Here is a 24825-nt window from a genome sequence, read left to right on the forward strand (position 1 = left end):
CTTCCACATGGACCAGACCAAGGTCATGGACGGCAACATGGTCCGCATCCTGACATGGTACGACAACGAATGGGGCTTCTCGAGCCGCATGTCCGATACCGCCGTCGCAATGGGCGCGCTGATCTGATGGCACTGACGCCCCTGACATCGCTGGATGTTTCGGGCAGGCGCCTTGCGGTGCGTGCCGACCTGAACGTGCCGCTGACCGAAACGGGCGTGGGCGATGCCACGCGCATCGCCCGCTTCGCCAAGGGGATGATCCCCCTGCTGGACGAGGGCGCCCGGCTGATCGTTCTCAGCCACCTGGGCCGGCCAAACGGCGACATGACCCCGGCGCTGTCGCTGCGCCGGATCAAGGGCGCGCTGGCCGAGGCGCTGGGCCGCCCGGTGATCTTCAACGAAACCGCCGCCGGGGCGATGGCCGAGCGGGCCAGCGAGTTGCTGGAACCCGGACAGGTGCTGCTGTGCGAGAACCTGCGCTTTGAACATGGCGAAGAGCGCAACGATCCGCGCCTCGGCCAGCAGCTTGCCGCGCTCGGCGACATCTACGTCAACGACGCGTTTTCCTGCTCGCACCGGGCGCATGCCTCGACCACCTCGGCGATCCAGGCCGCGGCGCGCCCCGCGGCAGGCCCGCTGATGATGGAAGAACTGGCCGCGCTCGAGGGCGCGCTGGTCGATCCGCAATACCCCTCGGTCGCGCTGATTGGCGGCGGCAGCGTGGCGCCGCGCCTGGGCGTGCTGAAGCGGCTGGTGCGCAAGCTCGACACGATCCTTGTGGGGGGCGGGCTGGCCAATGCCTTGCTGTTTGCCAAGGGCTACGGGATCGGCCGGTCCTATATCGAGACCGAACTGGCCGACGAGATACTGGAAATCGCGGCGCTGGCCATGGTGTCGGGCTGCGAGATCGTGCTGCCCGAGGACATCGTCGTGGCCAGCGTGCAGTACCCCGGCGCCGAGGCGCGCGCCCTGCCCCTTGCCGGCTGTCCGGCCAATGGGCGCATCCTCGATATCGGGCCCAACACGGTGGAGCGCTACCGCGAGATCCTGCGCGGTGCGCGCACGATCCTGTGGAACGGTCCGCTGGGCACCTACGAAACCCCGCCTTTCGACACGGCCACCAATGCGCTGGCCCAAAGCGTGGCCGAGTTGACGCGGGCGGGTCTTTGCGTTTCGGTCGCGGGCGGCGGCGACACGCTCGTCGCCCTGAACCGGGCCGGCGTCACCAACGATTTCACCTATGTCTCCACTGCCGGTGGGGCTTTTCTCGAATGGCTGGAGGGCCGCAGGCTCCCCGGCATCGCCGCGCTCGAGCGCACCGAACACGCAGCCTGACGGAGGTATTCATGGCACTGATCACCCTGAGGCAACTTCTGGACCACGCGGCCGAGCACGGCTACGGCGTCCCCGCCTTCAACATCAACAATATGGAACAGGGCCTGTCGATCATGGAGGCCGCCAAGGCCAGCGACGCGCCGGTCATCATGCAGGCGTCGCGCGGCGCGCGGAACTACGCCAACGACATCATGCTGGCCAAGATGATCGAGGCGCTGGCCGAGATCTATCCTGACATCCCGCTGTGCATGCACCAGGACCACGGCAACAACGAGGCCACCTGCATGTCGGCGATCCGCCACGGCTTTACCTCGGTGATGATGGACGGCTCGCTTGAGGCCGACGGCAAGACGCCGGCCTCCTACGAGTACAATGTCGACATCACCAGGCGCGTGTCGGAGATGGCCCATTGGGTCGGTGCCTCGGTCGAGGGCGAGCTGGGCGTCCTGGGCAGCCTCGAAACCGGCATGGGCGAGGCCGAGGACGGCCACGGCGCCGAGGGGGAACTCTCACGCGACCAGTTGCTGACCGACCCCGACCAGTCGGCCGATTTCGTCGCCAAGACCAAGGTCGACGCGCTGGCGATCGCCTGCGGCACCAGCCACGGCGCCTACAAGTTCACCCAGAAGCCGACCGGCGACACGCTGGCGATGGACGTGATCGAGCGGATCCACGCCAAGCTGCCGGACACGCACCTGGTGATGCACGGCTCGTCCTCGGTGCCGCAATACCTGCAGGACCTGATCAACGAGAACGGCGGCGAGATGCCCCAGACCTACGGCGTGCCGGTCGAAGAGATCGAACGCGGCATCAAGCACGGCGTGCGCAAGGTCAATATCGACACAGACAACCGAATGGCGATGACCGGCACCTTCCGCCGCATCGCCAAGGAAAAGCCCTCGGAATTCGACCCGCGGAAGTTCCTCAAGCCGGCCATGGACGAGATGACCAAGCTCTGCAAGGACCGCTTCGAACGCTTCGGCACCGCGGGCAACGCCTCGAAAATCAAGGTGATCCCGATCGACGACATGGCCAAGCGCTATGCCGACGGCAGCCTCGACCCCAAGACCAACTAAGACCACGACCACACGTCGCGCCCGACCAGGTGGAAACGGTCGGGCGCGAGGGCAGGAAAACGGAAACGCGCGAACACCCCCGTCAAGCAAGCACAGGAAGGCCCCAGAAATGGACCAGTCTAATCGCTACGCGCGTCTCGACCTCGACGAGAAGCAGCTCATCGCAGATGGCCGCCACGTTCTCTGCGCCTACATCATGAAGCCGAAGGCAGGGTATGAATACCTGTCCACCGCGGCCCATTTCGCCGCCGAAAGCTCCACCGGCACCAATGTCGAGGTCTCCACGACCGACGATTTCACCCGCGGCGTCGATGCGCTGGTCTACGAGATCGACCCCGACAAGGAGATCATGAAGATCGCCTATCCGGTCGAGCTGTTCGACCGCAACATCACCGACGGCCGGGCGATGATCTGTTCCTTCCTGACGCTGACCATCGGCAACAACCAGGGCATGGGCGACGTCGAGTACGCCAAGATGCACGATTTCTACGTGCCGCCCGCCTATCTGCGCCTGTTCGACGGCCCCGCGATGAACATCGCCGATATGTGGCGCGTGCTGGGCCGCGACGTCACCCATGGCGGCATGGTGGTGGGCACCATCATCAAGCCCAAGCTGGGCCTGCGCCCGAAGCCCTTTGCCGATGCCTGCTATGAATTCTGGCTGGGCGGCGATTTCATCAAGAACGACGAACCCCAGGGCAACCAGACCTTTGCGCCGCTGAAAGAGACGATCGCGCTCGTGGCCGACGCGATGAAGCGCGCCCAGGACGAGACCGGCGAGGCCAAGCTTTTCTCGGCCAACATCACCGCCGACGACCCGTTCGAGATGATCGCCCGCGGCGAGTACATCCTTGAAACCTTCGGCCCCAACGCCGACCACGTGGCATTCCTGGTGGATGGCTACGTGACCGGCCCGGCCGCGATCACCACCTGCCGCCGGCAGTTCCCGGGCCAGTTCCTGCATTATCACCGGGCGGGCCACGGCGCCGTGACCTCGCCCCAGTCGATGCGCGGCTACACCGCCTTCGTGCTGTCCAAGATGTCCCGCCTGCAGGGTGCCAGCGGCATCCATACCGGCACCATGGGCTTTGGCAAGATGGAGGGCGACGCGGCCGACAAGGACATGGCCTTCATGCTGGAACAGGACAGCGCCGAGGGGCCCTTCTACCCCCAGGAATGGTTGGGGATGAAGCCCACGACGCCGATCATCTCGGGCGGCATGAACGCGCTGCGGCTGCCGGGCTTCTTCGACAACCTCGGCCATTCCAACATCATCCAGACCTCGGGTGGCGGCGCCTTCGGCCATCTCGATGGCGGCACCGCAGGGGCGAAATCGCTGCGCCAGGCCCAGGATGCCTGGAAGTCCGGCGTCGATCTGATCGAGTATGCACGGGAACACAGGGAACTCGCCCGCGCGTTCGAAAGCTTCCCGCATGACGCCGACACCCTGTTCCCGGGCTGGCGCGAGAAGCTGAAGGACGTTGTGGCCGCGGAATAACAGCCAAGGAGGAAACGGCATGAGCGAAGACACAAAGAAAGAGATCAAGGGCAAGGAGCGGTACAAAGCCGGTGTCCTAAAATATGCCCAGATGGGGTATTGGGACGGCGATTACGAGCCGAAGGACACCGATGTCCTGGCGCTCTTCCGCATCACGCCGCAAGAAGGCGTGGACCCGATCGAAGCCGCGGCGGCCGTGGCCGGCGAAAGCTCGACCGCGACCTGGACGGTGGTCTGGACCGACCGTCTGACCGCGGCCGAGAACTACCGCGCCAAGGCCTACAAGGTCGAGCCGGTGCCGGGTCAGGAAGGCCAGTATTTCTGCTACGTCGCCTACGACCTGATCCTGTTCGAGGAAGGCTCGATCGCCAACCTCACCGCCTCGATCATCGGCAATGTGTTTTCGTTCAAGCCGCTCAAGGCCGCCCGCCTTGAGGACATGCGCTTCCCGGTGGCCTACGTGAAGACCTTCGCCGGGCCGCCGACCGGCCTGGTGGTGGAGCGCGAACGGCTGGACAAGTTCGGCAAGCCGCTGCTGGGCGCCACCACCAAGCCCAAGCTGGGCCTGTCCGGCAAGAACTACGGCCGGGTGGTCTACGAGGGCCTCAAGGGCGGTCTCGACTTCATGAAGGACGACGAGAACATCAACTCGCAGCCCTTCATGCATTGGCGCGACCGCTTTCTCTACTGCATGGAGGCCGTCAACAAGGCGTCGGCCGAAAGCGGCGAGATCAAGGGCCACTACCTGAACATCACCGCGGGTACCATGGAAGAGATGTACGCCCGCGCCGAGTTCGCCAAGCAGCTTGGCTCGGTCATCGTGATGGTCGACCTCATCATCGGCTGGACCGCGATCCAGTCGATCTCGAAATGGTGCCGCGACAACAACATGATCCTGCACATGCACCGTGCGGGCCACGGCACCTACACCCGCCAGAAGAACCACGGCATCAGCTTCCGCGTGATCGCCAAGTGGCTGCGCCTGGCCGGCGTCGACCACCTGCACACCGGCACCGCCGTGGGCAAGCTGGAAGGCGATCCGCTGACCGTGCAGGGCTACTACAACGTCTGCCGCGAACCCTTCAACGAGGTCGACCTGCCCCGCGGGTTGTTCTTCGAGCAGGACTGGGCCGACACCAAGAAGGTCATGCCGGTGGCGTCGGGCGGCATCCATGCCGGGCAGATGCACCAGCTGCTGTCGCTGTTCGGCGATGACGTGGTGCTGCAGTTCGGCGGCGGCACGATCGGCCATCCGATGGGCATCCAGGCGGGCGCAACGGCGAACCGGGTGGCGCTCGAGGCGATGGTGCTGGCCCGCAACGAAGGCCGCGACATCAAGAACGAAGGGCCCGAGATCCTGCGCGAGGCCGCCAAGTGGTGCAAGCCGCTGGAGGCCGCACTGGATACCTGGGGCAACATCACCTTCAACTACACCTCGACCGACACCTCGGATTACGTCGTCAGCGAAACCCCGCTGGCCTGATCAAGCGCGAACAAGGAGAAAACGATATGCGTATCACTCAAGGTTGCTTCTCGTTCCTGCCCGATCTGGACGATGTGCAGATCACGGCCCAGATCGAATATTGCCTGGGCCGCGAATGGGCGATCGGCATCGAATACACCGACGACCCGCATCCGCGGAACACCTATTGGGACATGTGGGGCCACCCGATGTTCGACCTGCACGACGCCAAGGGCGTGATGATGGAACTCGACGACTGCCGCAAGGCGCATGGTGACAAGTACATCCGCATCAACGCCTTCGACAGCACCCGCGGGTTCGAGACGGTGATGATGTCCTTCATCGTCAACCGCCCGGCCGAAGAGCCGAAGATCCACATGCAGCGCACCGACTTCGTCGACCGCGCCCAGAAATACGCCTGGGACGTGCGCAAGTAACAAAGACGGTGCGCCGGGCCGCGACGCCCGGCGCACCTCTTCAGAGACGGGGTCCCCCCGTCGCCGATGTCGTCCTGACCGATGGCGCGGCAGCGGCACCCCCCGGGGGTATTTGCCCCCCAGGAAGAACCAGGGAGACGCGCAATGACCACCGAGACCAGCGAAGAGAGCAAGGAGCTGCCCACCAGCGTGGATCTGGCCGCCGAGTACGAAGCCTCGGGCGTGGCCGAGGTGCTGCGCGAGCTTGACGAGGAGCTGATCGGGCTGGAGCCGGTCAAGCAGCGCATCCGCGAGACCGCGGCGCTGTTGCTGGTCGACCGGGCGCGCAAATCCATGGGGCTCAGCCACGAGACCCCGACCCTGCACATGAGCTTTTCCGGCAACCCCGGCACCGGCAAGACCACAGTCGCGCTGAAGATGGCCGGGCTGCTGCACCGCCTGGGCTATGTCCGCAAGGGCCACCTGGTCAGCGTCACCCGCGACGACCTGGTGGGCCAGTATATCGGCCACACCGCGCCCAAGACCAAGGAAGTGCTGAAAAAGGCGATGGGCGGCGTGCTGTTCATCGACGAGGCCTATTACCTCTACAAGCCCGACAACGAACGCGACTACGGCCAGGAGGCGATCGAGATCCTGCTGCAGGTGATGGAGAACAACCGCGACGACCTCGTGGTGATCATGGCCGGCTACGCCGACAAGATGGACAAGTTCTTTTCGGCCAATCCCGGCTTCCGCTCGCGCATCGCCCATCACATCGAGTTCCCCGACTACAGCGACGAAGAGCTGTTGAGGATCGCCGAGCAGATGCTGGACGGGCAGAACTACCACCTCGACGAGGCCGCGCGCGCGGCGATGAAAGAGTACATCTCGCTGCGCCGCCAGCAGCCCCATTTCGCCAATGCCCGCTCGATCCGCAACGCGCTGGACCGGGCGCGCCTGCGGCAGGCCAACCGCCTTTTCACCAGCGCCAGGGGGCCGCTCGACGCCGAGCAGCTATCGGCCATCGGCGAAGAGGACATCCGCGCCAGCCGTGTCTTCCAAGGGGGGCTCGACGTGGACCGCCCCATGCACACCGGAGAACAGAAATGAGCTTTGACCGTTCGATCAAGATCGCCCCGTCGATCCTGTCTGCCGATTTCGCCAATTTCGGGCAGGAGATAAGGGCAATCGAGGCACAGGGCGCCGATTGGGTGCATGTCGACGTGATGGACGGGCATTTCGTGCCCAACCTCACCTTCGGCCCGCCCGCGGTAAAGGCGTTCCGTCCGCATGTGAAAACCTTCATGGACGTGCACCTGATGATCGCGCCGGTGGACCCCTATATCGAGGCCTATGCCGAGGCCGGCGCCGACATGATCACCGCCCATGTCGAGGCCGGCCCGCACATTCACCGCACGCTGCAGGCGATCAAGGCGCAGGGCGTCAAGGCCGGCGTGGTGCTGAACCCCGGCACCCCGGCCGAGGCGGTGGAGGATGTGCTCGATCTTTGCGACATGGTGCTGATCATGACGGTCAACCCCGGCTTCGGCGGGCAGAAATTCATCCATTCCGGCGTGGAAAAGACCCGCAAGATCCGCGCCATGATCGGCGACCGCCCGATCCACATCCAGATCGACGGCGGCGTCACGCCCGAAACCGCGCCGCTGGTGGCCGCGGCCGGGGCCGATTGCCTGGTGGCGGGCTCGGCGGTGTTCAAGGGCGGATCGGTCGACAACCCCGAGGTCTACGGCGCCAATATCCGCGCGATCCGCGATGCGGCCGAAGGGGCGCAGCAGGCGGCCTGAAGGAAAGGCTTCCGCGCGCCTGCGGCCGCTGCCGAGGGAATAGCGCAGCGGCCGCCTTTGGAGGCCCCGGGCCGGAGCGGCGCGCCGAACGCCTCGGGATACGCTCTCAAAGGCCCCTGCCCTCTGGCCCCAAGGATATGAATGCGTCTATGTTTCGGACGAAAGGGAGGACCGAAACCATGATCCGCACAATCGTCATCGCCACGCTGCTGGCCGGCCCCGCGCTCGCCAGCGAGGAAATCGCCGACAAGTACCCGCAATCGGTACTCTACGACAAACCCTTCGAGGTGATCCCGAACGTCTGGTCGGCCATCGGCGCCACCGCCCCGCCGACCTACGAGAACGCAGGCCACAACAACAACCTCAGCTTTCTCGTCACCGGCGACGGGGTGATCGTGATCAACGGCGGGGCCAACTACAAGCTGGCCGAGGCGCTGCATGCCGAGATCAGGGAAGTCACCGACCAGCCGGTGAAGCTCGTAATCAACGAGAACGGCCAGGGCCACGCGATGCTGGGCAACAACTACTGGACCGAGCAGGGCATCGACGTGCTGGCCCATGTGGAGGCCGCCGAGGAGTTTGCCGATTACAACGCCCAGATCATCGCCGGCATGCAGACCTACGCCAAAGAAAACGCCGAGGGCACCGAGCTGGTCGAGCCCACGATCACCTTCGAGGACGAATACGTCATCGACATGGGCGACATGCATATCGAGGTGCTGCATCTTGGCCCCGCGCATTCGCCGGGCGATACGCAGGTCTGGCTGCCCGATCTCGGCCTGATGATCGCCGGCGACATGGCCTTCAACGGCCGGATGCCGCCGATCTTTTCGGACACCTGCACCAGTTGCTGGATCGAGACGTGGGAAACGGCCTTTGCACCGCTCGCGCCCACCTACATCATCCCCGGCCACGGCTACCCCACCAACCTGGCGCAGGTCGAGCATCACACGATGGACTACGTGAAGGATCTGCGCGCCAAGATCGGCGAACATCTCGACAATGGCGGCGCGCTGGACGACGCCTATTACGTGGACCAGTCGAACTGGGCCTTTCTCGACACATATGAAGAGTTGGCGACCAAGAACGCGGGCGTCGTCTACACGGAAATGGAGTTCGAATAATGGCTGTCTCTCCCCCTGTCTGCGATTTCGGCTGGAAGGCGCCGGGCTTTTCCCTGCCCGGCACCGACGGCAAGACCTACACCCTGGAGGACATCGCCGGCCCCAGGGGCACGCTGGTGATGTTCATCTGCAACCACTGCCCTTACGTGATCGCGGTGCGCGACCGCATCATCCGCGATGCGAAAGAGTTGCAGGGCCTTGGCATCGGCGTGGTCGCCATCAGTTCGAACGACGCCGAGACCTACCCGCAGGACAGCTTTGAAAAGATGAAAGAGGTCGCCGAGGATCTGGCGCTTCCCTTTCCCTATCTTTATGACGAGGACCAGTCGGTGGCGAAGGCCTACGATGCCATCTGCACCCCGGATTTCTTCGGCTTCAACGCCGATCTGGGGTTGCAGTATCGCGGCCGTCTGGATGCCTCGCGCAAGGAGGCCGGGCCGCCCGACCTGCGCCGCGATCTTTACGAGGCGATGAAACAGGTGGCCGAGACGGGCCACGGACCGAAAGAGCAGATCCCCTCGATGGGCTGTTCGATCAAATGGAAGGACGCCGCGTGAAGGCCATCATCTTCGACCTCGACGGCACGCTGATCGACAGCGCGCCCGATATCCATGCCGCCGTGAACAAGACCCTGGCCGAGACCGGCGACGGCGCATTGCCGCTGGAGGACGTGCGCGGATTTATCGGCAACGGCGTGCACGTGCTGATCGAGCGCGTGATCGCGGCGCGTGGGCTGCCGGCCGACCGACACGGCGAGCTGCTGGAGAAATTCCTAGGCCATTACGAGGCCGATCCGGCGACGCTGACCACGCTGTATCCCGGGGTCGAGGATGCGCTGGAGCAGTTCAAGGATGAGGGCTGGGCCATGGGCGTCTGCACCAACAAGCCCGAAGGCCCCAGCCGCGACATCCTGAAATCCTTCGGCATCGACCACTATTTCGGCTCGATCGTGGGCGGCGACACGCTTGAGGTTAACAAGCCCGACCCCGCGATGGCGCTGGCCGTCAAGGACCAGCTGGGGGCCGATGCCGCGGTCTATGTCGGCGACAGCGAAATCGACGCCGAATGCGCGTGGAAGGCCAAGATGCGCTTTGCCCTGTTCACCGAGGGCTACCACAAGGCCGACGATGTCGACGACATCCCGCAGGATGCACGGTTTTCTGATTTCGACGTTCTGGTGGCGATCGTGGCACGGCTGGCCGACGAGCTCAGATGACGCTGAAGGCGCTGATCTTCGACGTCGACGGCACGCTTGCCGAAACCGAGGAGGCCCACCGCGCGGCGTTCAACGACAGCTTCGCCGCCAGTGGGCTCGACTGGTGCTGGAGCCGGGAGGCGTACCGCGAGCTGCTGAAGACCACCGGCGGCAAGGAGCGGATGCGCGCCTACCAGGACGGGTTGCCCGCCGGCGCGCGGCGGCTGAGCGACGAAGAGATTGCCACGCTGCACAAGCGCAAGACCGCCCGCTACGGCGAGATCCTCGCCGCGGGCGACCTGGCGCTGCGGCCGGGCGTGGCCGAGCTGATCGAGGCCGCCCGCGCGGCGGGGCTGAAACTGGCCGTGGCCACCACCACCAACCGCCCCAATGTCGAGGCGCTGACCCGATGCTGCTGGGGCCGGCCCGCCGATGCCGTCTTCGATGTGATCGCCGCGGGCGACGAGGTGGCGGAAAAGAAACCGGCGCCCGATGTCTACCTCGCCGCGCTCGACCGGCTGGGCCTGCCCGCCGCCGACTGCATCGCCTTCGAGGACAGCCGCAACGGCCTGATCTCGGCCCGGGGCGCGGGGCTGGCGGTGGTGATGACCCCCAGCGTCTACACCGACCACGAAGACCATTCCGGCGCCGCGCAGATTTTGCCCTCGCTCGAACGCGCGCACTGGCCCGCGCCGCTGGCCGCCGCGCTGGCCGGCTGAGCGCGCGGAATTGACCGCTTGACTTAGCGCACGGCGCAAGCTCCCGCTTGCAAAATATTCAAGATTTCGTATGTTTCTCTTCCATGACGACGCACCGTCAAAAGGCGGGCGGCCGACTCGGGAGGGAGCCCCATGGAAATCAAGCCAATCGCGCCGAGCTTTGCGGCCTCGCCGCAGATCCGGCCCGCCGATGTCGCGCGCGCCGTGCAGGCCGGCTACAAGACGATCGTCTGCAACCGCCCCGATGGCGAGGCCGACGACCAGCCCCGCGCGGTCGAAATCGCCGAGGCCTGCCGCGAGGCGGGGGTCGAGTTTCGCTACCTTCCCGTCCAGCCCGGCCGCCTGACGCCCGAGCTGATGGCCTCGCTCGACGATGTGCTGAGGACCTGCAAGGGCCCGATCCTCGCCTATTGCCGCACCGGCAACCGCTCGGCCTCGCTCTGGTCGCTCACGCGCGCCAAGATGCTGTCGCCCGATGCGATCCTGTCGGCGACGGCCAAGGCGGGCTACGATCTGGCCGGCCTGCGCCCGATGATGGAAGAGGCCTTCGGCACCGATGTCTACAACACCCGCCCCGAACAATACGACGTGCTGATCGTCGGCGGCGGCGCCGGCGGGGTCGCCGCGGCGGCCTCGTTGCTGAAACGCCGGCCCCGCACCAAGGTGGCGATCATCGAGCCGCGCCAGGAGCACTACTATCAGCCGGGCTGGACGCTGGTGGGCGCGGGCGTGTTTTCCCCCGCCCACACCCGCCGCCCGATGACCGATGTCCTGCCGGGCGGCGTGAAATGGATTCGCGGCGCCGTGGCCACCTTTCAGCCCGAAAAGAACGAGGTGATCCTGGAGGACGGGGCGCGCTACGGCTACGAGGTGTTGCTGCTCTCCCCCGGGCTAAAGCTCGACTGGGACGCGGTCACCGGCCTGCGCGACACCTTGGGCAAGAACGGCGTGACCTCGAACTACCGCTACGATCTGGCCCCTTACACCTGGGAGATGGTGCAGTCTGTCAGCGCCGGCAAAGCGCTCTTCACCCAGCCGCCGATGCCGATCAAATGCGCCGGCGCGCCGCAAAAGGCGATGTACCTCTCCGCCGACCACTGGCGGAGAACCCGGCGCCTCAAGGCGATCGACATCGAGTTCTGCCTGGCCGGCGACGTGCTGTTCGGGGTGCCCGACTACGTGCCGGCCCTGATGGATTATGTCGAGAAATACGGCGCCACGCTCTCTTACAAGCACAACCTCGTTGCCGTCGACGGGCCCGGCAAGACCGCCATCTTCGAGGTCACGGGGCCGGACGGCGAAACCAGCCGTGTAGAGAGAGAGTTCGAGATGATGCATGTCTGCCCGCCGCAAACCGGGCTCGACTTCATCACGTCGTCGCCGCTGGCCAACGATGCCGGCTGGATCGACGTCGACCAGACCACGCTGCAGCACAAGAGCTATCCCAACATCTTCGGTCTTGGCGACGGCGCCTCGACGCCGAACGCCAAAACCGCCGCGGCGGTGCGCAAGCAGGCCCCCGTCGCCGCGGTCAACGCGCTTAGGGTGCTCGACGGCAAGGACCTGGTCGCGCGCTACGACGGCTACGGCTCCTGCCCGCTGACGGTGGCGAAGGGCAAGATCGTGCTGGCAGAGTTCGGCTATGGCGGCAAGCTGATGCCCAGCTTCCCCGAGTGGCTGATCGACGGCACGAAACCGTCGCGCCGGGCCTGGTTCCTGAAAGAGCGGATGCTGCCGCCGATCTACTGGCAGGGCATGTTCCGCGGCCGGGAATACCTGGCCGGGCCCGACATGACCTTTCAGAAGATCGCCGCGGAATAATACACCCAAGCCGTCGGCGCGCATGTTTGTCGTGTTGGTAGAGGAAAAGAAACCGCTTCCAAGATCCATTCAAAGGATTTCGGATAGCGGTTTCAGAGATCGTCACTCCGCCCGCCCCGGGGCGGGCGGGCACGTCAAAGCCCTGGGATCAGGCCTTCTTTTCCGAAAGAAGCGGCCAACCCATCTTCGAGGACAGCGGCGTGGGTTCGTCGGTCGACAGATCGACCTTGGTCTCACGGTCGCTCAGCAGCGGCCAGCCCATCTTGGCCGAAAACGGCGTGGCACTGTCCGACAGCTCGACCTTGGTCTCGCGGTCGCTCAGCAGCGGCCAGCCCATCTTGGACGAGAGCGGGGTGGCGTCGTCGGTCTGCAACTCAACATTCGGCTTGCGGTTGCTCAGAAGCGGCCAGCCGAAAATCGACGAGAACGGCGTATTGGGGTCGTGCCCCTCACGGCCGTGCGCCTCGACATCGGTCAGGACACGATCTTTCTTGAGCAGCGGCTGCCAGTTTCCAAAAATCAGCGACATGGGTATCCCTCATGATTCTGGGTCGGGTGGCCCTTAGCGTAACGCAGTCGCGGCAAAAGGCGAGCGCGAAATCCGCGCACGCGCCCTTGCGCCGCGTGAAAAATTGCCGCTCCGCCGGGCCTGCGGGCGCGCCGCGCTCAGCCCAGCGCGACCTTCACCGCCTGGGCGGTCGCGGCGACCACCCGGTCGGCCTCTTCGCGGGTCAGGCACAGCGGCGGCGCAAAGCCGATGATGTCGCCCTGCGGCATGGCGCGGGCGATCACGCCCTGCTTTCCCATCTCGGCCACCACCGCCCCGGCCACCTTGCCGACGGGGTCGTAAAAACGCCGCGCGGATTTGTCCTCGACCAGCTCCACCGCACAAAGCATCCCTTCGCCGCGCACCTCGCCCACATGGGCGTGGCCCGCCAGCGCGTCGGCCATGGCGGCGGTGAAATAGCCGCCCACCTCGCCGGCGTTCTTGACCAGCCCCAGGTCGTCGACCAGCTTGAGGTTGGCAACCCCCGCGGCGGCGCCGATGGGATGGGCCGAATAGGTCCAGCCATGGCCGATGGGACCGTTCTCGTCTGTGCCCTGCTCGAGCACCGCCCACATCTTTTCGGACACGATCGAGCCCGAAAGCGGCGCGTAGGCCGAGGTCAGCCCCTTGGCGATGGTGATCAGGTCGGGTTTCAGCCCGTAATGGTCAGAGCCGAACATGCTGCCCAGGCGGCCGAAACCGGTGACCACCTCGTCGGCAATCAGCAGGATGTCATGTTCCTCCAGCACCGCCTGGATCGCCGCCCAATAGCCCTCGGGCGGCGGCACGATACCGCCGGTGCCCATCACCGGCTCGCCGATGAAGGCGGCGATGGTGTCGGCGCCCTCCCGTTCGATCATCGCCTCCAGCTCGGCCACGCAATGGGCGACATAGGCGGCCGCATCCATCTCGGGATCGGGGCGGCGGTAGAAATAGGCCGGCTCGGTATGCAGGATGCGGTCGAGCGGCAGGTCGAACTTGTTATGGAACAGGTGCAGCCCGGTCAGCGATCCGGTGACCAGCCCCGAGCCGTGATAACCCCGCCAGCGCGAGATGATCTTCTTCTTCTCGGGCCGGCCGAGGATGTTGTTGTAATACCAGATCAGCTTGACGTTGGTCTCGTTGGCGTCCGACCCCCCAAGCCCGAAATAGACCTTGGACATGTGGTCGGGCGCGCGGTCCAGAACCATCTTGGACAGCGTGATGCTGGCCTCGGTGCCGTGTCCGACATAGGCGTGGTAATAGGCCAGCTCCCGCGCCTGCTCGGCGATCGCCTCGGCGATCTCGCTGCGCCCGTACCCCACGTTGACGCAGTAAAGCCCGGCGAAGGCGTCGAGAAAGCGGTTGCCGTCGCGATCCTCGATAAAGCAGCCCTCGCCGCCCTTCACCACCCGCTCGGGGGCCTCGCCGCGGGCAAATTGCGCCAGGTGGGTCGAGGGGTGAAAGAAATTCTCCCGGTCCCACTGCTCCAGCATGTCGTTTCTCAGCATCGACGTCCGTCCTTTCCACGGGCCCCGGCGGCCTCGCGCCGCCCTGCCCTTCTTCTTGGTCCAAATACCTCCGCCGGAGGCACCGGCGCCCCGGGCGCCGGTCCCGGCTCACCCCCAGTCGCGGCACACATACTTCACTTCGGTGAAGGCCTCCATCCCCAGCCTTGCGCCCTCGCGCCCGATCCCCGATTGCTTCATGCCCCCGAACGGGATCGGCGCGCCGGTCACCTTGGTGCGGTTCACCGCCACCATGCCAAAGCTCAACGCGCGCGCGCAGCGGTAGATGCGCCGGGGGTCGTGGCTGTGCAGATAGGCGACGAGCCCGTACTCGGTCGCGTTGGCGCGTGCCAGCACCTCGTCCTCGGTCTCGAACGAGCTCAGCGCGGCGACCGGGCCGAACGTTTCTTCGCGCATGATCTTCGCACCGTCGGGCACGTCGGCCAGCACCGTGGGCCGGTAGAACAGCGGCCCGGCGGCATCGCGCGTGCCCCCGGTCAGCAGCCTGGCGCCTTGCTCCAGCGCGTCGGCGACATGCTCTTCCTGCTTGGCCATGGCCTTTTCGTTCATCAGCGGGCCGATATCGGGGTCGTCCAGGCCGGGCCCGACGCCCAGCTCCGCCGTGGCCTCGGCGAAGCGGGCGCAGAACGCGTCGTAAACCGGGGCCTCGATGTAGAAACGGTTGGCGCCCAGGCAATCCTGGCCGGAGGTGGCGAACTTGGCCTTCACCGCCTCCTCGACCGCAATGTCGAGATCGGCATCGGCAAAGACGATGAAGGGCGCGTGGCCGCCCAGCTCCAGCACCAGCCGTTTGACCGTCTCCGCCGATTGGCGGTAGAGCAGCCGGCCCACCTCGGTCGAGCCGGTGAAGGACAGCGCGCGCACGCGCGGGTCTTCCAGCCAGGGGGCCACCACGGTGGCGGCATCGCCCGTGACCACGTTGAACACGCCCGCGGGCAGGCCCGCGCGCTCGGCCAGTTCGGCCAGCGCCAGCGCCGAGAACGGCGTCTCGGCCGAGGGGTGGGCGACCACGGTGCAGCCGGCGGCCAGCGCCGCGCCCGCCTTGCGCGTCAGCATGGCCGAGGGAAAATTCCACGGCGTGATCAGCGCGGCCACGCCCACCGGCTCGCGCCAGAGCTCCATCTCGGCATCGGGCAGGTGGCTGGTGATGCCCTCGATATTCGGGCGCCGGGCCTCTTCGGCGTAATATTCCAGGAAGGAGGCGGCATAGTCGATCTCGCCCCGCGCCTCCGAGATCGGCTTGCCCTGCTCCAGCACCATCAGCCGGGCAAGGTCCTCGCGGTGCTCTTCCACCAGGCGGAACCAGCGGCGCAGCCGGGCCGAGCGGTCCTGCGGCAAAAGACCGGCCCAGCCGGGAAAGGCGGATTGCGCAGCCTCGACGGCGGCGGCCGAGTCGCCGGCCGTCAGCGCGGCCACCTCGCCCAGGCAATCGCCCGTCGCCGGGTCGGTGACGGCAAAACTGTCGCCGGCGCTGCTGCCCGCCCACTTGCCGTTGACATAGGCAAAGCTGCGCACCAGCCGCGGGTCGGAAAGCCCGGCAAGCGGGGATTTGGACAGGGTGTGGTGCAGGGTCATGGCTGACCTCCTCTAAAGTCGCTGGGCATCTCTTGCGCCACGGCTCTGCCGTCCCGCCCGGGCGGTCACGCCGGGCAGCAAGAACATGGGGTTGCCGGTGGTCGCTTCACGTCAAGACTCGGGCGGAAGCGCCAGACAAGGGGCCTGAAAACCACCGCTCGAACAGACGATCCGCCTGCCGGCGCGGACGCTGGCAGTCAATCCTTCTGCAAGCCGGCCAACAGATCCAGCGGCGGCGGCGCCGGGCCCTTTACCGGCTTGGTCACGATGTAGGTATAATAGCGCGCCAGCCCCACGCGGGCCTCCAGCAGGGTGTCGATCAGCCGCTGGTAGCTGTCGATGTCGATTGTGACGACCTGCATCAGGTAGTCGAACCCGCCGCCCAGCGCCCAGCAGGCGACAATCTCGTCATGGCGCGCCACCGCCTCTTCGAAAATGCGAAGGGTCGCCGCCGTGTGGTCGGCCAGTTCCGCCGCGACGAAGACCACCACATGGGGCCCCAGCGCCTTGAGCGAGATCTCGGCCCGGTAGCCGGCGATCAGCCCCGCCTGTTCCAGCCGCTTCAGCCGGTCCCATGCGGGCGTGGCCGACAGGTTGATCCGCTGGGCAAGCTCTGCCTTGGTGATGCGCCCCTCGGCCGAGAGGATGCGCAGGATCGCGAGGTCGCGGTCGTCGAGCCTGACCATGGCGCTACGTCGCTATTCTGATGCCGGCGCCCAGCGCGCGAACGGCGGCCAGCGCGTGGGTGGCGATGGCGGTGTCCTGCGCGCCGGTGCCGGTGAGGTCGCAGATCGTGACATCGCCGGCGGCGCCGCGCCCGGGCCGCGCGCCGGTGACGATCTGGCCCAGCTCGGCGGGCAGCCCGGCCTGCCACAGCCCCGCCCGCTCGGCCGCGCGCAGCTCGCCCAGCCGCGCGCATTGGGCGGCGTTGTCGGCAACGTAGAGGTCGGCCTGGGCCAGCGCGCGGGCCTCGATCTCGTTCTTGCCCGACTGGTCGGCGCCCATGGCGGTGACGTGCAGGCCCGGGTGCAGCCAGTCGGCCTTGAGCACCGGCTCCCGCGCCGGGGTCGTCGTCACGACGAGCTGGCTGTCTGCCACCAAGGCGGCCGGGTCGTCCACCGCGCTTGCCGCCACGCCCAGCGAGGCCGCCAGATCGGCGGCGCAGGTCGCGGCCTTGGCGCCATCGCGCCCCCAGACCAGCACGCGGCCGAAGGGGCGCACAAGGTGCGCCGCCTCGATCTGCAGCCGCGCCTGCACGCCGGTGCCGATAACGCCCGCCGTTTCCACCCGTTCGGGCGCCAGCCATTTCGCCGCGACCGCCCCGGCAGCGGCGGTGCGCAGGTCGGTCAGATAGCCGTTGTCGAGAAACAGCGCCTCGGCCAGCCCGGTTTTCGCCGAGAACAGGATCATCAGCCCGTTGAGGCTGGGCAGGCCCAGCGCGGGGTTGTCGAAAAAGCCGGGGCTGACCTTGATCGCGAACCCGTCAAAGCCGGGCAGGTAGGCGGTCTTGACGTCCACCTCGCCATTGGCGGCCTCCAGCTCCATCGACATGACCGGGGGCATCACGACGCCGCCCGCGGCCAGCGCGGCAAAGGCGCGCTCGACTACCTCGACGGCGGCAAGGTCCAGCCGCACGGCGCGGCGCAGCTCGGCCTCGGTGACGATCAGCACCTCATGGGGCATAGGGTCTTCCTTCCACGATGTAGTCCCCCAGCACCACGTCGCGCCCCGTCACCACGCGGGCAAACAGCGCCATATCCAGGTTGCGCCCGGTCAGGATCGTGGCCACCGGCCCCGGCGCGAGGTCGACCTTGCCGGCCATCATCGCCGCGATGCCGACGACCGAGGCGCCCTCGGCCACCAGACGGTCCTCGTAAAAAAGTGCCTGCATGGCAAGATAGATATCCTCTTCGCTGACCAGAACGGTCTCGTCCAGATAGTCGCGGCAAAGCGGAAAGGACAGCCGGTTCGCCATCCCGACACCGCCCCCCAGCGAATCGGCCAGGCTGGGCACCTCGGCCACCTCGACGGGCCGCCCGGCGATCAGCGACGCGTGCATCGCCGCGCCGCGGGACATCGTCAGGCCGACGACGCGGATGTCCGGGCGGATCGCCCTGGCCGCCACCGCCACGCCCCCGGCCAGCCCGCCGCCCGAAAGCGGCACCAGGATCGTGCCGATATCGGGCCGCGCCTCCAGCATCTCCAGCCCGATCGTGCCCTGCCCGGCGATGACGCGCGCATCGTCGAAAGGCGAGATGTCCACCAGCCCCTCCTCGGCCACCAGCCGCGCGGCCTCGGCCTGGGCGTCGTCCTGGCTGTCGCCCGCGATGCACACCTCGGCGCCCAGCGCGCGGATGCCGGCGACCTTGGCCTCGGGCACCAGCCGCGACATGCAGATCACCGCCCTGAGCCCGCGGACCCGCGCCGCAAAGGCCACGCCGCGCCCGTGGTTGCCGGTGGAACAGCAGGTGACGCCGGTCACGTCCTCGTCCAGCGCCGAGACGGCGTTGAGGGCGCCGCGCAGCTTGAAGGCGCCGATGGGCTGCGCGATCTCAAGCTTCAGCAGCACCTCGGCGCCGGCCACGCCGGACAGAAACGGCGAGGGCACCAGCGGCGTGCCACCCGCCAGCGACGCGATGCGCGCGCGCGCCTGCATGATGTCGGCCAGCGTCAGGCCCATCCGCCATCTCCTTGTCGCTCTTCTGCAATTTGTCGTCGCACCCGGCCGACACTTGACGTAAACCGGCGCCATCCTGTCAGATAGGCACGTTTTCCACAGCACCACGCCCCAGCGCCCCCCGTCAAGCCGACCGCCCCGGCAGCCCCCAAGGAGCCACGCCGCCCATGACCGATGAAATCGTCCAGTTCGGCTACGCCACCGAGGGCCGTGCCCCGTTCTCTCTGGGCGAATACGAGCGCCGCATCGGCAAGGTGCGCCGCGCGATGGAGGAGAAGGGCATCGACATCCTCTTTGTCGAGGACCCGTCCAACATGGCGTGGCTGACGGGCTATGACGGCTGGTCGTTCTACGTGCACCAGGGTGTGCTGGTCTTTCACGACGCCGACCCGATGTGGTGGGGCCGCCAGCAGGACGCGAACGGTGCGGTCCGGACGGTCTGGATGGCGGGCGTGCACATCACCCATTATGCCGACCATTACGTGCAGTCGACCGAACGCCACCCGATGCAGCAGCTCGCCAGCATCATCCGCGACCTCGGCTACGGGGCCAAGCGGATCGGGGTGGAGATGGAAAATTATTATTTCTCCGCAAAAGCTTACGTGACGCTTTGCGAGTCGCTGCCCGAGGCCGAAATCATCGACGCCACGGCGCTGGTCAACTGGCAGCGGGCGGTGAAATCCGACGAAGAGCTCGATTTCATGCGCCGCGCCGCGCGGATTTCGGAAAAGATCATCGACGGCGTGGTCGAGCGGATCGAGCCCGGCATGGCCAAGAACGACCTGGTGGCCGAGCTTTTCCGCGACGCGCTGACCGGGGCCGATGGCGACTGGGGCGATTACCCGGCCATCGTCCCGCTCTTGCCCTCGGGCAAGGACGCCTCGGCCTCTCACCTGACCTGGGACGGGCGGGAATTCGCGACGGGCGAAGCGACGTTCTTTGAAATCTCGGGCTGCTACCGGCGCTATCACGCGCCCTTCTGCCGGACGATCTTCCTCGGCACGCCCCCCGATTACATGCGCGAGGCCGAGGCGGCGCTCTTGGAGGGGATCGAGGCCGGGCTCTGGGCCGCCAAGGCGGGCAACCGCGCCTGCGACGTGGCCAACGCGCTGGCCGCGCCGCTGGAACGCGCGGGTATCGAGCGGGGCGCGCGCTGTGGCTATCCCATCGGCCTTTCCTACCCGCCCGACTGGGGCGAGCGCACGATCTCGCTGCGCCCCGAGGACGAAACGGTGCTGGAACCGGGCATGACCTTCCACTTCATGCCCGGCCTGTGGATGGAGAACTGGGGGCTTGAGATCACCGAGCCGATCCTCATCCGCGAGGACGGCCCGGCCGAATGTTTCTGCGACCGCCCCCGCAAGCTATACGTGAAGGACTGATGGCAACGCTTGAAGATACCCGCGCGATCCTGGCCGATCTGGTGGCCTTTCCCACCGTGTCGTCGGACTCGAACCTGGAGATGATCGTGCACATGGCCGCCCTGCTCGGCGATCTCGGCGCGCGGGTCGATCTGTTTCACGACCAGGGGGGACACAAGGCCAACCTCTTCGCCACGCTGGGCCCCCAGGACGCGCCGGGCGGCATCGTGCTGTCGGGCCATACCGACGTGGTGCCGGTGACCGATCAGGACTGGTCGTCCGACCCGTTCCGGCTGCACGAGGCCGATGGGCGGCTTTACGGGCGCGGCACCTGCGACATGAAGGGGTTCATTGCGGCGGCGCTGGCCATGGCGCCCGATTTCGCCGCGCTCGACCTCGCGCGACCGCTGCATTTCGCCTTTACCTATGACGAGGAAACCGGCTGTCTCGGCGGTCAGGCGTTGGTGGCCGAACTGGCCGCGCGCGGCATCCGCCCCGACATCGCGATCATCGGCGAGCCGACCGGGATGCAACTGGTCGAGGCGCACAAGGGGTGCTGCGAATACACCGTCGAGTTCACCGGGCTCGAAGGCCACGGCTCGGACCCCGGCGCAGGCGTGAACGCCGCCGAATACGCGGTGCGTTATGTCGCGCATCTGCTGGCTCTGCGCGAGACGCTGCGTGCCCGGGCGCCGGCGGGCAGCCCGTTCCGCCCGCCCTACACCACCATCAACCTCGGCCGCATCGCCGGGGGGCACGCCCATAACGTGATCGTCGGCAAGGCCGAGGTCGCGTGGGAAATGCGACCGGTCCATCCCGACGACATCGATTTCGTGAAATCGCGCATGGAGGCGCTTTGCCAGGGCACGCTTTTGCCCGAGATGCGCGCGGTCCAGCCCACGGCGGACATCGTGACCCACGTGATCGGCGAGGTCACCGGCCTGAAGCCGATGCGCGACAGCGCCGCACGGGCGCTGGTGGCCGAACTGACCGGGCAGCATCACGCCAAGTCGGTGCCGTTTTCCACCGAGGCCGGGCTTTTCCAGTCGATCGGCTGTTCGGCGGTGGTCTGCGGGCCCGGCGCCATCGCCCAGGCCCACAAGCCCGACGAATACGTCACGTTCGACCAGTTGGGCCGCTGCCTCGACATGCTGGAGGGGCTCGCGCCCCAGCTCACCCGCCCGGCCTGAGCCTCAGCGCGCCCGCTCCAGCGCCTTGTCGAACATGTCGCCGCCCATCTCGGCCAGCCGGCCTGCCGCATCGGCGTAGTCCGAAAGCGTCTCTTCCACATAGCCGGCCTGCACCGCCACCACGTCCTCGGGGTTGCGGCAGTTCCACAGCGCCTGCTGCGCGCGAAGATCCTTGCCCATCCGGTCGGCGGTGAAATTGGCCATCTCGGCGCCCAGGATGCGCATGTTCTGCAACGTCGCCGTGCCCAGCCACGCCATCAGCCCCAGCCCCTCGGCCTGCGCCCCGGTCAGGGCGGCGATGGGGCTGTCGGTGTCGCTGTCGTGTGTCTCCTGCGTCGCCATCTGTCGTCTCTCCGTCATCGGGCCGGGGCGCGCCGGTCAGCCGACCCGTTCGCCCTTGACCCAGGTTCCGCGCACCATCGGCGCGCCGTCGATCCGCGCCACGCGGATCAGGTCGGCCCGCGCGCCCGGCGCAATCCGCCCCCGGTCGGGCAGGTGCGCGGCGCGGGCGGGTGCCGAAGTCACCGTGGCGATGCCGCGCGCCATGTCGTCCCAGATATCGCCCAGCATCACCGCCGCCATCAACAGCGCCGAGGGCACGTAATCCGACGACAAGATATCCAAAAGCCCGGCCTCGGCAAGATCGGCCGCCGCCACGTTGCCCGAATGCGACCCGCCGCGGATCAGGTTGGGCGCCCCCATCATCACCGCGATGCCGCTGGCGCGGCAGGCGCGCGCGGCCTCGACCGAGGTGGGAAACTCGGCCAGCTCGATCCCATGGGCCGCCGAGACCGCCACATGGTCCTCGGTGGTATCGTCGTGGCTGGCCAGCACCGCGCCCCAGGCCCTCGCCGCCGCCACCGCGCGGGCCTCATGCGCCGCGCCCAGCCGGTCGCGCAATGCGCGCTGGTTTTCCACATGGGCGTCGAACTCGGCGTCCGACAGCCCGTGCTTGCCCTGCACATAGGTCCTGAGCTTGGAGAGATCCGAAAACTGCCGCTGCCCCGGCGTGTGGTCCATCAGGCTCAGGATGCCGACCCGGTCCTCGGGGCCGAACTCGTCCAACTCCTCGATCAGCGTCTCGGAACAGACCTCGGCGCGCAGGTGGATGAAATGGCTTATCCTGAGTGCGCCCTTTGCGCGCAGGTCCAGCAACTCGCTGGCCAGTTGCCGCGCGTATTTGCGGTAGTTCGTGCGGTCGTTCGACACGACCGAGCCCACCCGCAGCGCGTCGAACACGGTGGTGATGCCGACGCTGGCCAGTTCCGCGTCATGGGCGATCAGCGCGCTGGCGTGGGGCCAGTCGACCCGCGGACGCGGCTGGATGTGGCGTTCCAGGTTGTCGGTGTGCAGCTCGATCAGGCCGGGCATCAGCATGTCGCCGCCGCAATCCACGGCACCCTCGGGCACCGCCCCGCCGGTGTCGACGGCCGCGATCTCGCCGCCCGCGACCCTGACAGAGCCGGTGACGGTTTCCTCGGCCAACACAAGCGTGGCGTTGGCAAGCACGGTCTCAGGCATGACGGGCTCCTTGATGCGCGCCGCGCTTTGCGGCAGGAGAGAGGCCAACAGGCACGGCGCCCCGGTTCTGGAGCATCCCATGGAAGGCTACAAGCGTTACGCGATCTACTACGCGCCCGAGCCCGGACCGCTGGCCGCCTTCGGCGCGGCCTGGCTGGGCTGGGATGCCGAAGCGGGGCAAGAGCGTGCCCGGCCGGTGGTGCACGGCCTGCCGCGGCCGGTGGCCGATCTGACCGCGCAGCCTCGCAGATACGGCTTTCACGGCACCGTCAAACCGCCCTTCCGGCTGGTCGAGGGCAGCGATATCGCGCTGCTTCACCGGGCGGCCTCGGCGCTGGCGGGTCAGCTCAAGCCGGTGCTGCTCGACGGGCTGCAGCTTTCGCGACTGGGCGGGTTCCTGGCGCTCACGCCGCGCGGTGACACCACGCATCTGGGCGCGCTGGCCGGCAGCGTGGTCGACGCACTCGACGGGTTCCGCGCCGCGCCGAGCGAGGCCGAGATCGCCAAGCGCAACCCCGACCGGCTGAGCGCGCGGCAAAACAAGCTCTTGCAGCGCTGGGGCTACCCCTACGTGATGGAAGAGTTCCGCTTTCATCTCACGCTGACCGGCCCCCTCGAGGACGCCGAGGCCGAGGCGACCCGCGCCGCCCTCGCCCCGGTGGTGGCACCGCTCATCGCGGGCCCCTTGCGCATCCGAACGCTGTGCCTTTTCGGCGAGGCCGAGGACGGGCGCTTTCGCAACCTGCACCGCTACACCCTCTCGGGCTGAAGCGCGGCCAGCATCGCCGCGACCGCGTCATCGAGCGCCCCGTCATTGTCGATGCGCCGCACCGTCAGACCCGCGGGCAGCGCGTAATCGGCCCGCGCCAGGCGCCGGGCGATCTCTTCGGCGCTCTCCCGCCCCCGTCCGGCAAGGCGCCGCGCCAGCGTCTCGGGGCGCGCCGTCACATGCAGCACCACCAGACCGGGATAGCGCGCCGCCGCCTCGCCCAGCACCGCGCGCGAGCCGTTGAAGAGCACATCGCGCCCCTCGGCCAGCACCGCGTCGATCGCGGCCGGAATGCCATAGGCCAGCCCATGCGCCCGCCACGACAGCGCAAAGGCGCCGGCGGCCAGCCGCCGCCCGAACGCGTCCTCGCTGATCCCTTCGAAAGGCTCGCCGCCCGCCTCTTCGGGCCGGGTGATCGCCCGGCGCACCAGATAAAGCCCCGGCCGCCGCGCCGCGACCTCGGCCATCAGCGTGTCCTTGCCCGCCCCCGAGGGGCCCACCACCGCAAACAGCCGGCCCGCCATCACGCCGCCCTCGGCGTGAAGCCGGTCACGTCCACCTCGCGGTCGGCCACCCGCGCCCGCGCCGCGACGTCGTGAAAGATCCCCACGATCGCCGCGCCCCGCGCCTTGGCCTCGTCGATCAGATCCAGCACCACCTCGCGGTTTGCCGCATCCAGGCTCGCCGTCGGCTCGTCCAGCAAAAGGGCCGGGTAATCGTAGGCAAAGCCCCGCGCGATGTTCACCCGCTGCTGCTCGCCCCCCGAAAAGGTGGTGGGGCTCAGCCCCCACAGCGTGCGCGGAATGTTCAGCCGCTCCAACAGCGCCGCCGCGCGGTCCCGCGCCACCCCGTCGTCGGCGCCCACAGCCAGCAGCGGCTCGGCCACCACGTCAAGCGTCGGCACCCGCGGCACCACCCTCAGGAACTGGCTGACATAGCCCAGCGTGTGCCGCCTCAGCGCCAGTATCTCGCGCGGCTCGGCGCGCGCCACGTCGACCCCGCCCACCAGGATATGGCCGGCCTCTGCCAGGTAATTGCCATAGATCATCCGCATCAGGGTGGACTTGCCCGCGCCCGAGGCCCCGGTCAGCGCCACGCACGCCCCGGCCGCGACGCTCAGATGCCCGCCTTCCATCACCGGGATCACCGCGCCGCCCTGGTTGTGCAGCACAAAGCTCTTTGACAGCCCGTCGATCTCGATCATCCCCCAAGCCCCTTCTTCTTGG

At 67.4% G+C, this 24825-nt stretch carries 25 protein-coding genes and 1 pseudogene; 16 read left to right on the forward strand and 10 right to left on the reverse strand.

What is annotated here, in order from left to right; translation table 11 throughout:
* From Ga0609869_RS14030 to Ga0609869_RS14090, 13 genes and pseudogenes are all read left to right on the forward strand, one after another.
* Positions 1-127, forward strand: a pseudogene (locus Ga0609869_RS14030) (glyceraldehyde-3-phosphate dehydrogenase); the annotation flags it as partial.
* Positions 127-1335 (forward strand): phosphoglycerate kinase, encoded by a 1209-nt coding sequence (locus Ga0609869_RS14035; protein ID WP_125403798.1) that lies wholly within the window; start codon positions 127-129, stop codon positions 1333-1335. The pseudogene Ga0609869_RS14030 and the gene Ga0609869_RS14035, both read left to right, overlap by 1 nt.
* Before the next feature lie 11 nt (positions 1336-1346).
* On the forward strand, positions 1347-2411 hold the full coding sequence (gene fba, locus Ga0609869_RS14040) for a class II fructose-bisphosphate aldolase (RefSeq protein WP_125403799.1): 1065 nt from the start codon (positions 1347-1349) through the stop codon (positions 2409-2411).
* A 109-nt stretch (positions 2412-2520) separates the two neighbouring features.
* Positions 2521-3909: a ribulose-bisphosphate carboxylase gene (locus Ga0609869_RS14045; protein ID WP_125403800.1), complete on the forward strand. Its 1389-nt coding sequence runs from the start codon at positions 2521-2523 to the stop codon at positions 3907-3909.
* Positions 3910-3928: 19 nt separating this feature from the next.
* Complete coding sequence (locus Ga0609869_RS14050; protein WP_125403801.1) at positions 3929-5392, forward strand: form I ribulose bisphosphate carboxylase large subunit; 1464 nt, start codon at positions 3929-3931, stop codon at positions 5390-5392.
* A 26-nt stretch (positions 5393-5418) separates the two neighbouring features.
* On the forward strand, positions 5419-5808 hold the full coding sequence (locus tag Ga0609869_RS14055) for a ribulose bisphosphate carboxylase small subunit (protein ID WP_125403802.1): 390 nt from the start codon (positions 5419-5421) through the stop codon (positions 5806-5808).
* A gap of 144 nt (positions 5809-5952) precedes the next feature.
* The gene (cbbX, locus tag Ga0609869_RS14060; protein WP_125403803.1) at positions 5953-6897 is read left to right on the forward strand and encodes a CbbX protein; all 945 of its coding nucleotides are present in this window, start codon (positions 5953-5955) and stop codon (positions 6895-6897) included.
* A complete protein-coding gene (gene rpe / locus Ga0609869_RS14065) occupies positions 6894-7592 on the forward strand; it encodes a ribulose-phosphate 3-epimerase (protein WP_125403804.1) in 699 nt (232 codons plus the stop codon). The genes cbbX and rpe overlap by 4 nt, the downstream gene beginning before the upstream one ends.
* A 179-nt stretch (positions 7593-7771) precedes the next feature.
* Positions 7772-8716 carry an MBL fold metallo-hydrolase gene (locus tag Ga0609869_RS14070; protein ID WP_125403805.1) on the forward strand — a complete coding sequence of 315 codons (945 nt, stop codon included), beginning with the start codon at positions 7772-7774 and terminating at the stop codon, positions 8714-8716.
* Positions 8716-9273, forward strand: a complete 558-nt coding sequence (locus Ga0609869_RS14075) for a thioredoxin family protein (protein ID WP_125403806.1) — start codon at positions 8716-8718, stop codon at positions 9271-9273. Before Ga0609869_RS14070 ends, Ga0609869_RS14075 begins: the two co-directional genes overlap by 1 nt.
* Positions 9270-9932, forward strand: a complete 663-nt coding sequence (gene gph / locus Ga0609869_RS14080) for a phosphoglycolate phosphatase (protein ID WP_125403807.1) — start codon at positions 9270-9272, stop codon at positions 9930-9932. Before Ga0609869_RS14075 ends, gph begins: the two co-directional genes overlap by 4 nt.
* The gene (locus Ga0609869_RS14085; protein WP_125403808.1) at positions 9929-10630 is read left to right on the forward strand and encodes an HAD family hydrolase; all 702 of its coding nucleotides are present in this window, start codon (positions 9929-9931) and stop codon (positions 10628-10630) included. The genes gph and Ga0609869_RS14085 overlap by 4 nt, the downstream gene beginning before the upstream one ends.
* A gap of 132 nt (positions 10631-10762) precedes the next feature.
* Complete coding sequence (locus tag Ga0609869_RS14090) at positions 10763-12451, forward strand: bifunctional protein tyrosine phosphatase family protein/NAD(P)/FAD-dependent oxidoreductase (RefSeq protein ID WP_125403809.1); 1689 nt, start codon at positions 10763-10765, stop codon at positions 12449-12451.
* Positions 12452-12599: 148 nt separating this feature from the next.
* Here the strand turns inward: Ga0609869_RS14090 and Ga0609869_RS14095 are convergent, their stop codons facing one another.
* The 6 genes from Ga0609869_RS14095 to eutB form a co-directional block, all read right to left on the reverse strand.
* Positions 12600-12980 (reverse strand): hypothetical protein, encoded by a 381-nt coding sequence (locus Ga0609869_RS14095; protein ID WP_125403810.1) that lies wholly within the window; start codon positions 12978-12980, stop codon positions 12600-12602.
* A gap of 137 nt (positions 12981-13117) precedes the next feature.
* Entirely contained in the window at positions 13118-14488 is a 1371-nt protein-coding gene (locus Ga0609869_RS14100; RefSeq protein WP_125403811.1) for an aspartate aminotransferase family protein, read from the reverse strand.
* 108 nt (positions 14489-14596) lie between these two features.
* Complete coding sequence (locus tag Ga0609869_RS14105) at positions 14597-16081, reverse strand: NAD-dependent succinate-semialdehyde dehydrogenase (RefSeq protein ID WP_125403812.1); 1485 nt, start codon at positions 16079-16081, stop codon at positions 14597-14599.
* Positions 16082-16278: 197 nt separating this feature from the next.
* A complete protein-coding gene (locus tag Ga0609869_RS14110) occupies positions 16279-16767 on the reverse strand; it encodes an Lrp/AsnC family transcriptional regulator (RefSeq protein WP_125403813.1) in 489 nt (162 codons plus the stop codon).
* A 4-nt stretch (positions 16768-16771) separates the two neighbouring features.
* On the reverse strand, positions 16772-17764 hold the full coding sequence (locus tag Ga0609869_RS14115; protein ID WP_125403814.1) for a cyclodeaminase: 993 nt from the start codon (positions 17762-17764) through the stop codon (positions 16772-16774).
* A complete protein-coding gene (gene eutB, locus Ga0609869_RS14120) occupies positions 17754-18761 on the reverse strand; it encodes a hydroxyectoine utilization dehydratase EutB (RefSeq protein ID WP_125403815.1) in 1008 nt (335 codons plus the stop codon). Before eutB ends, Ga0609869_RS14115 begins: the two co-directional genes overlap by 11 nt.
* Before the next feature lie 164 nt (positions 18762-18925).
* Between eutB and Ga0609869_RS14125 the strand changes: the two genes are divergently transcribed.
* Both Ga0609869_RS14125 and argE read left to right on the forward strand, forming a co-directional pair.
* Positions 18926-20140 carry a M24 family metallopeptidase gene (locus tag Ga0609869_RS14125; RefSeq protein ID WP_125403816.1) on the forward strand — a complete coding sequence of 405 codons (1215 nt, stop codon included), beginning with the start codon at positions 18926-18928 and terminating at the stop codon, positions 20138-20140.
* Complete coding sequence (gene argE / locus Ga0609869_RS14130) at positions 20140-21309, forward strand: acetylornithine deacetylase (protein WP_125403817.1); 1170 nt, start codon at positions 20140-20142, stop codon at positions 21307-21309. Before Ga0609869_RS14125 ends, argE begins: the two co-directional genes overlap by 1 nt.
* Before the next feature lie 3 nt (positions 21310-21312).
* Here the strand turns inward: argE and Ga0609869_RS14135 are convergent, their stop codons facing one another.
* On the reverse strand, positions 21313-21651 hold the full coding sequence (locus tag Ga0609869_RS14135; RefSeq protein ID WP_170168771.1) for a phasin family protein: 339 nt from the start codon (positions 21649-21651) through the stop codon (positions 21313-21315).
* A 36-nt stretch (positions 21652-21687) separates the two neighbouring features.
* A complete protein-coding gene (locus tag Ga0609869_RS14140) occupies positions 21688-22830 on the reverse strand; it encodes an alpha-D-ribose 1-methylphosphonate 5-triphosphate diphosphatase (RefSeq protein ID WP_125403819.1) in 1143 nt (380 codons plus the stop codon).
* Positions 22831-22909: 79 nt separating this feature from the next.
* On the opposite strand from Ga0609869_RS14140, the gene Ga0609869_RS14145 reads away from it, so the two are divergent.
* On the forward strand, positions 22910-23599 hold the full coding sequence (locus Ga0609869_RS14145) for a DUF1045 domain-containing protein (RefSeq protein WP_125403929.1): 690 nt from the start codon (positions 22910-22912) through the stop codon (positions 23597-23599).
* Here Ga0609869_RS14145 and phnN read toward each other — a convergent pair.
* The gene (gene phnN / locus Ga0609869_RS14150) at positions 23581-24123 is read right to left on the reverse strand and encodes a phosphonate metabolism protein/1,5-bisphosphokinase (PRPP-forming) PhnN (RefSeq protein ID WP_125403820.1); all 543 of its coding nucleotides are present in this window, start codon (positions 24121-24123) and stop codon (positions 23581-23583) included. The genes Ga0609869_RS14145 and phnN overlap by 19 nt on opposite strands.
* The gene (gene phnL, locus Ga0609869_RS14155) at positions 24123-24803 is read right to left on the reverse strand and encodes a phosphonate C-P lyase system protein PhnL (protein ID WP_125403821.1); all 681 of its coding nucleotides are present in this window, start codon (positions 24801-24803) and stop codon (positions 24123-24125) included. Before phnL ends, phnN begins: the two co-directional genes overlap by 1 nt.
* Between the last annotated feature and the right edge of the window lie 22 nt (positions 24804-24825).

The organism is Rhodovulum iodosum (assembly GCF_041020385.1).
Taxonomy (GTDB): Bacteria; Pseudomonadota; Alphaproteobacteria; order Rhodobacterales; family Rhodobacteraceae; genus Rhodovulum; species Rhodovulum iodosum.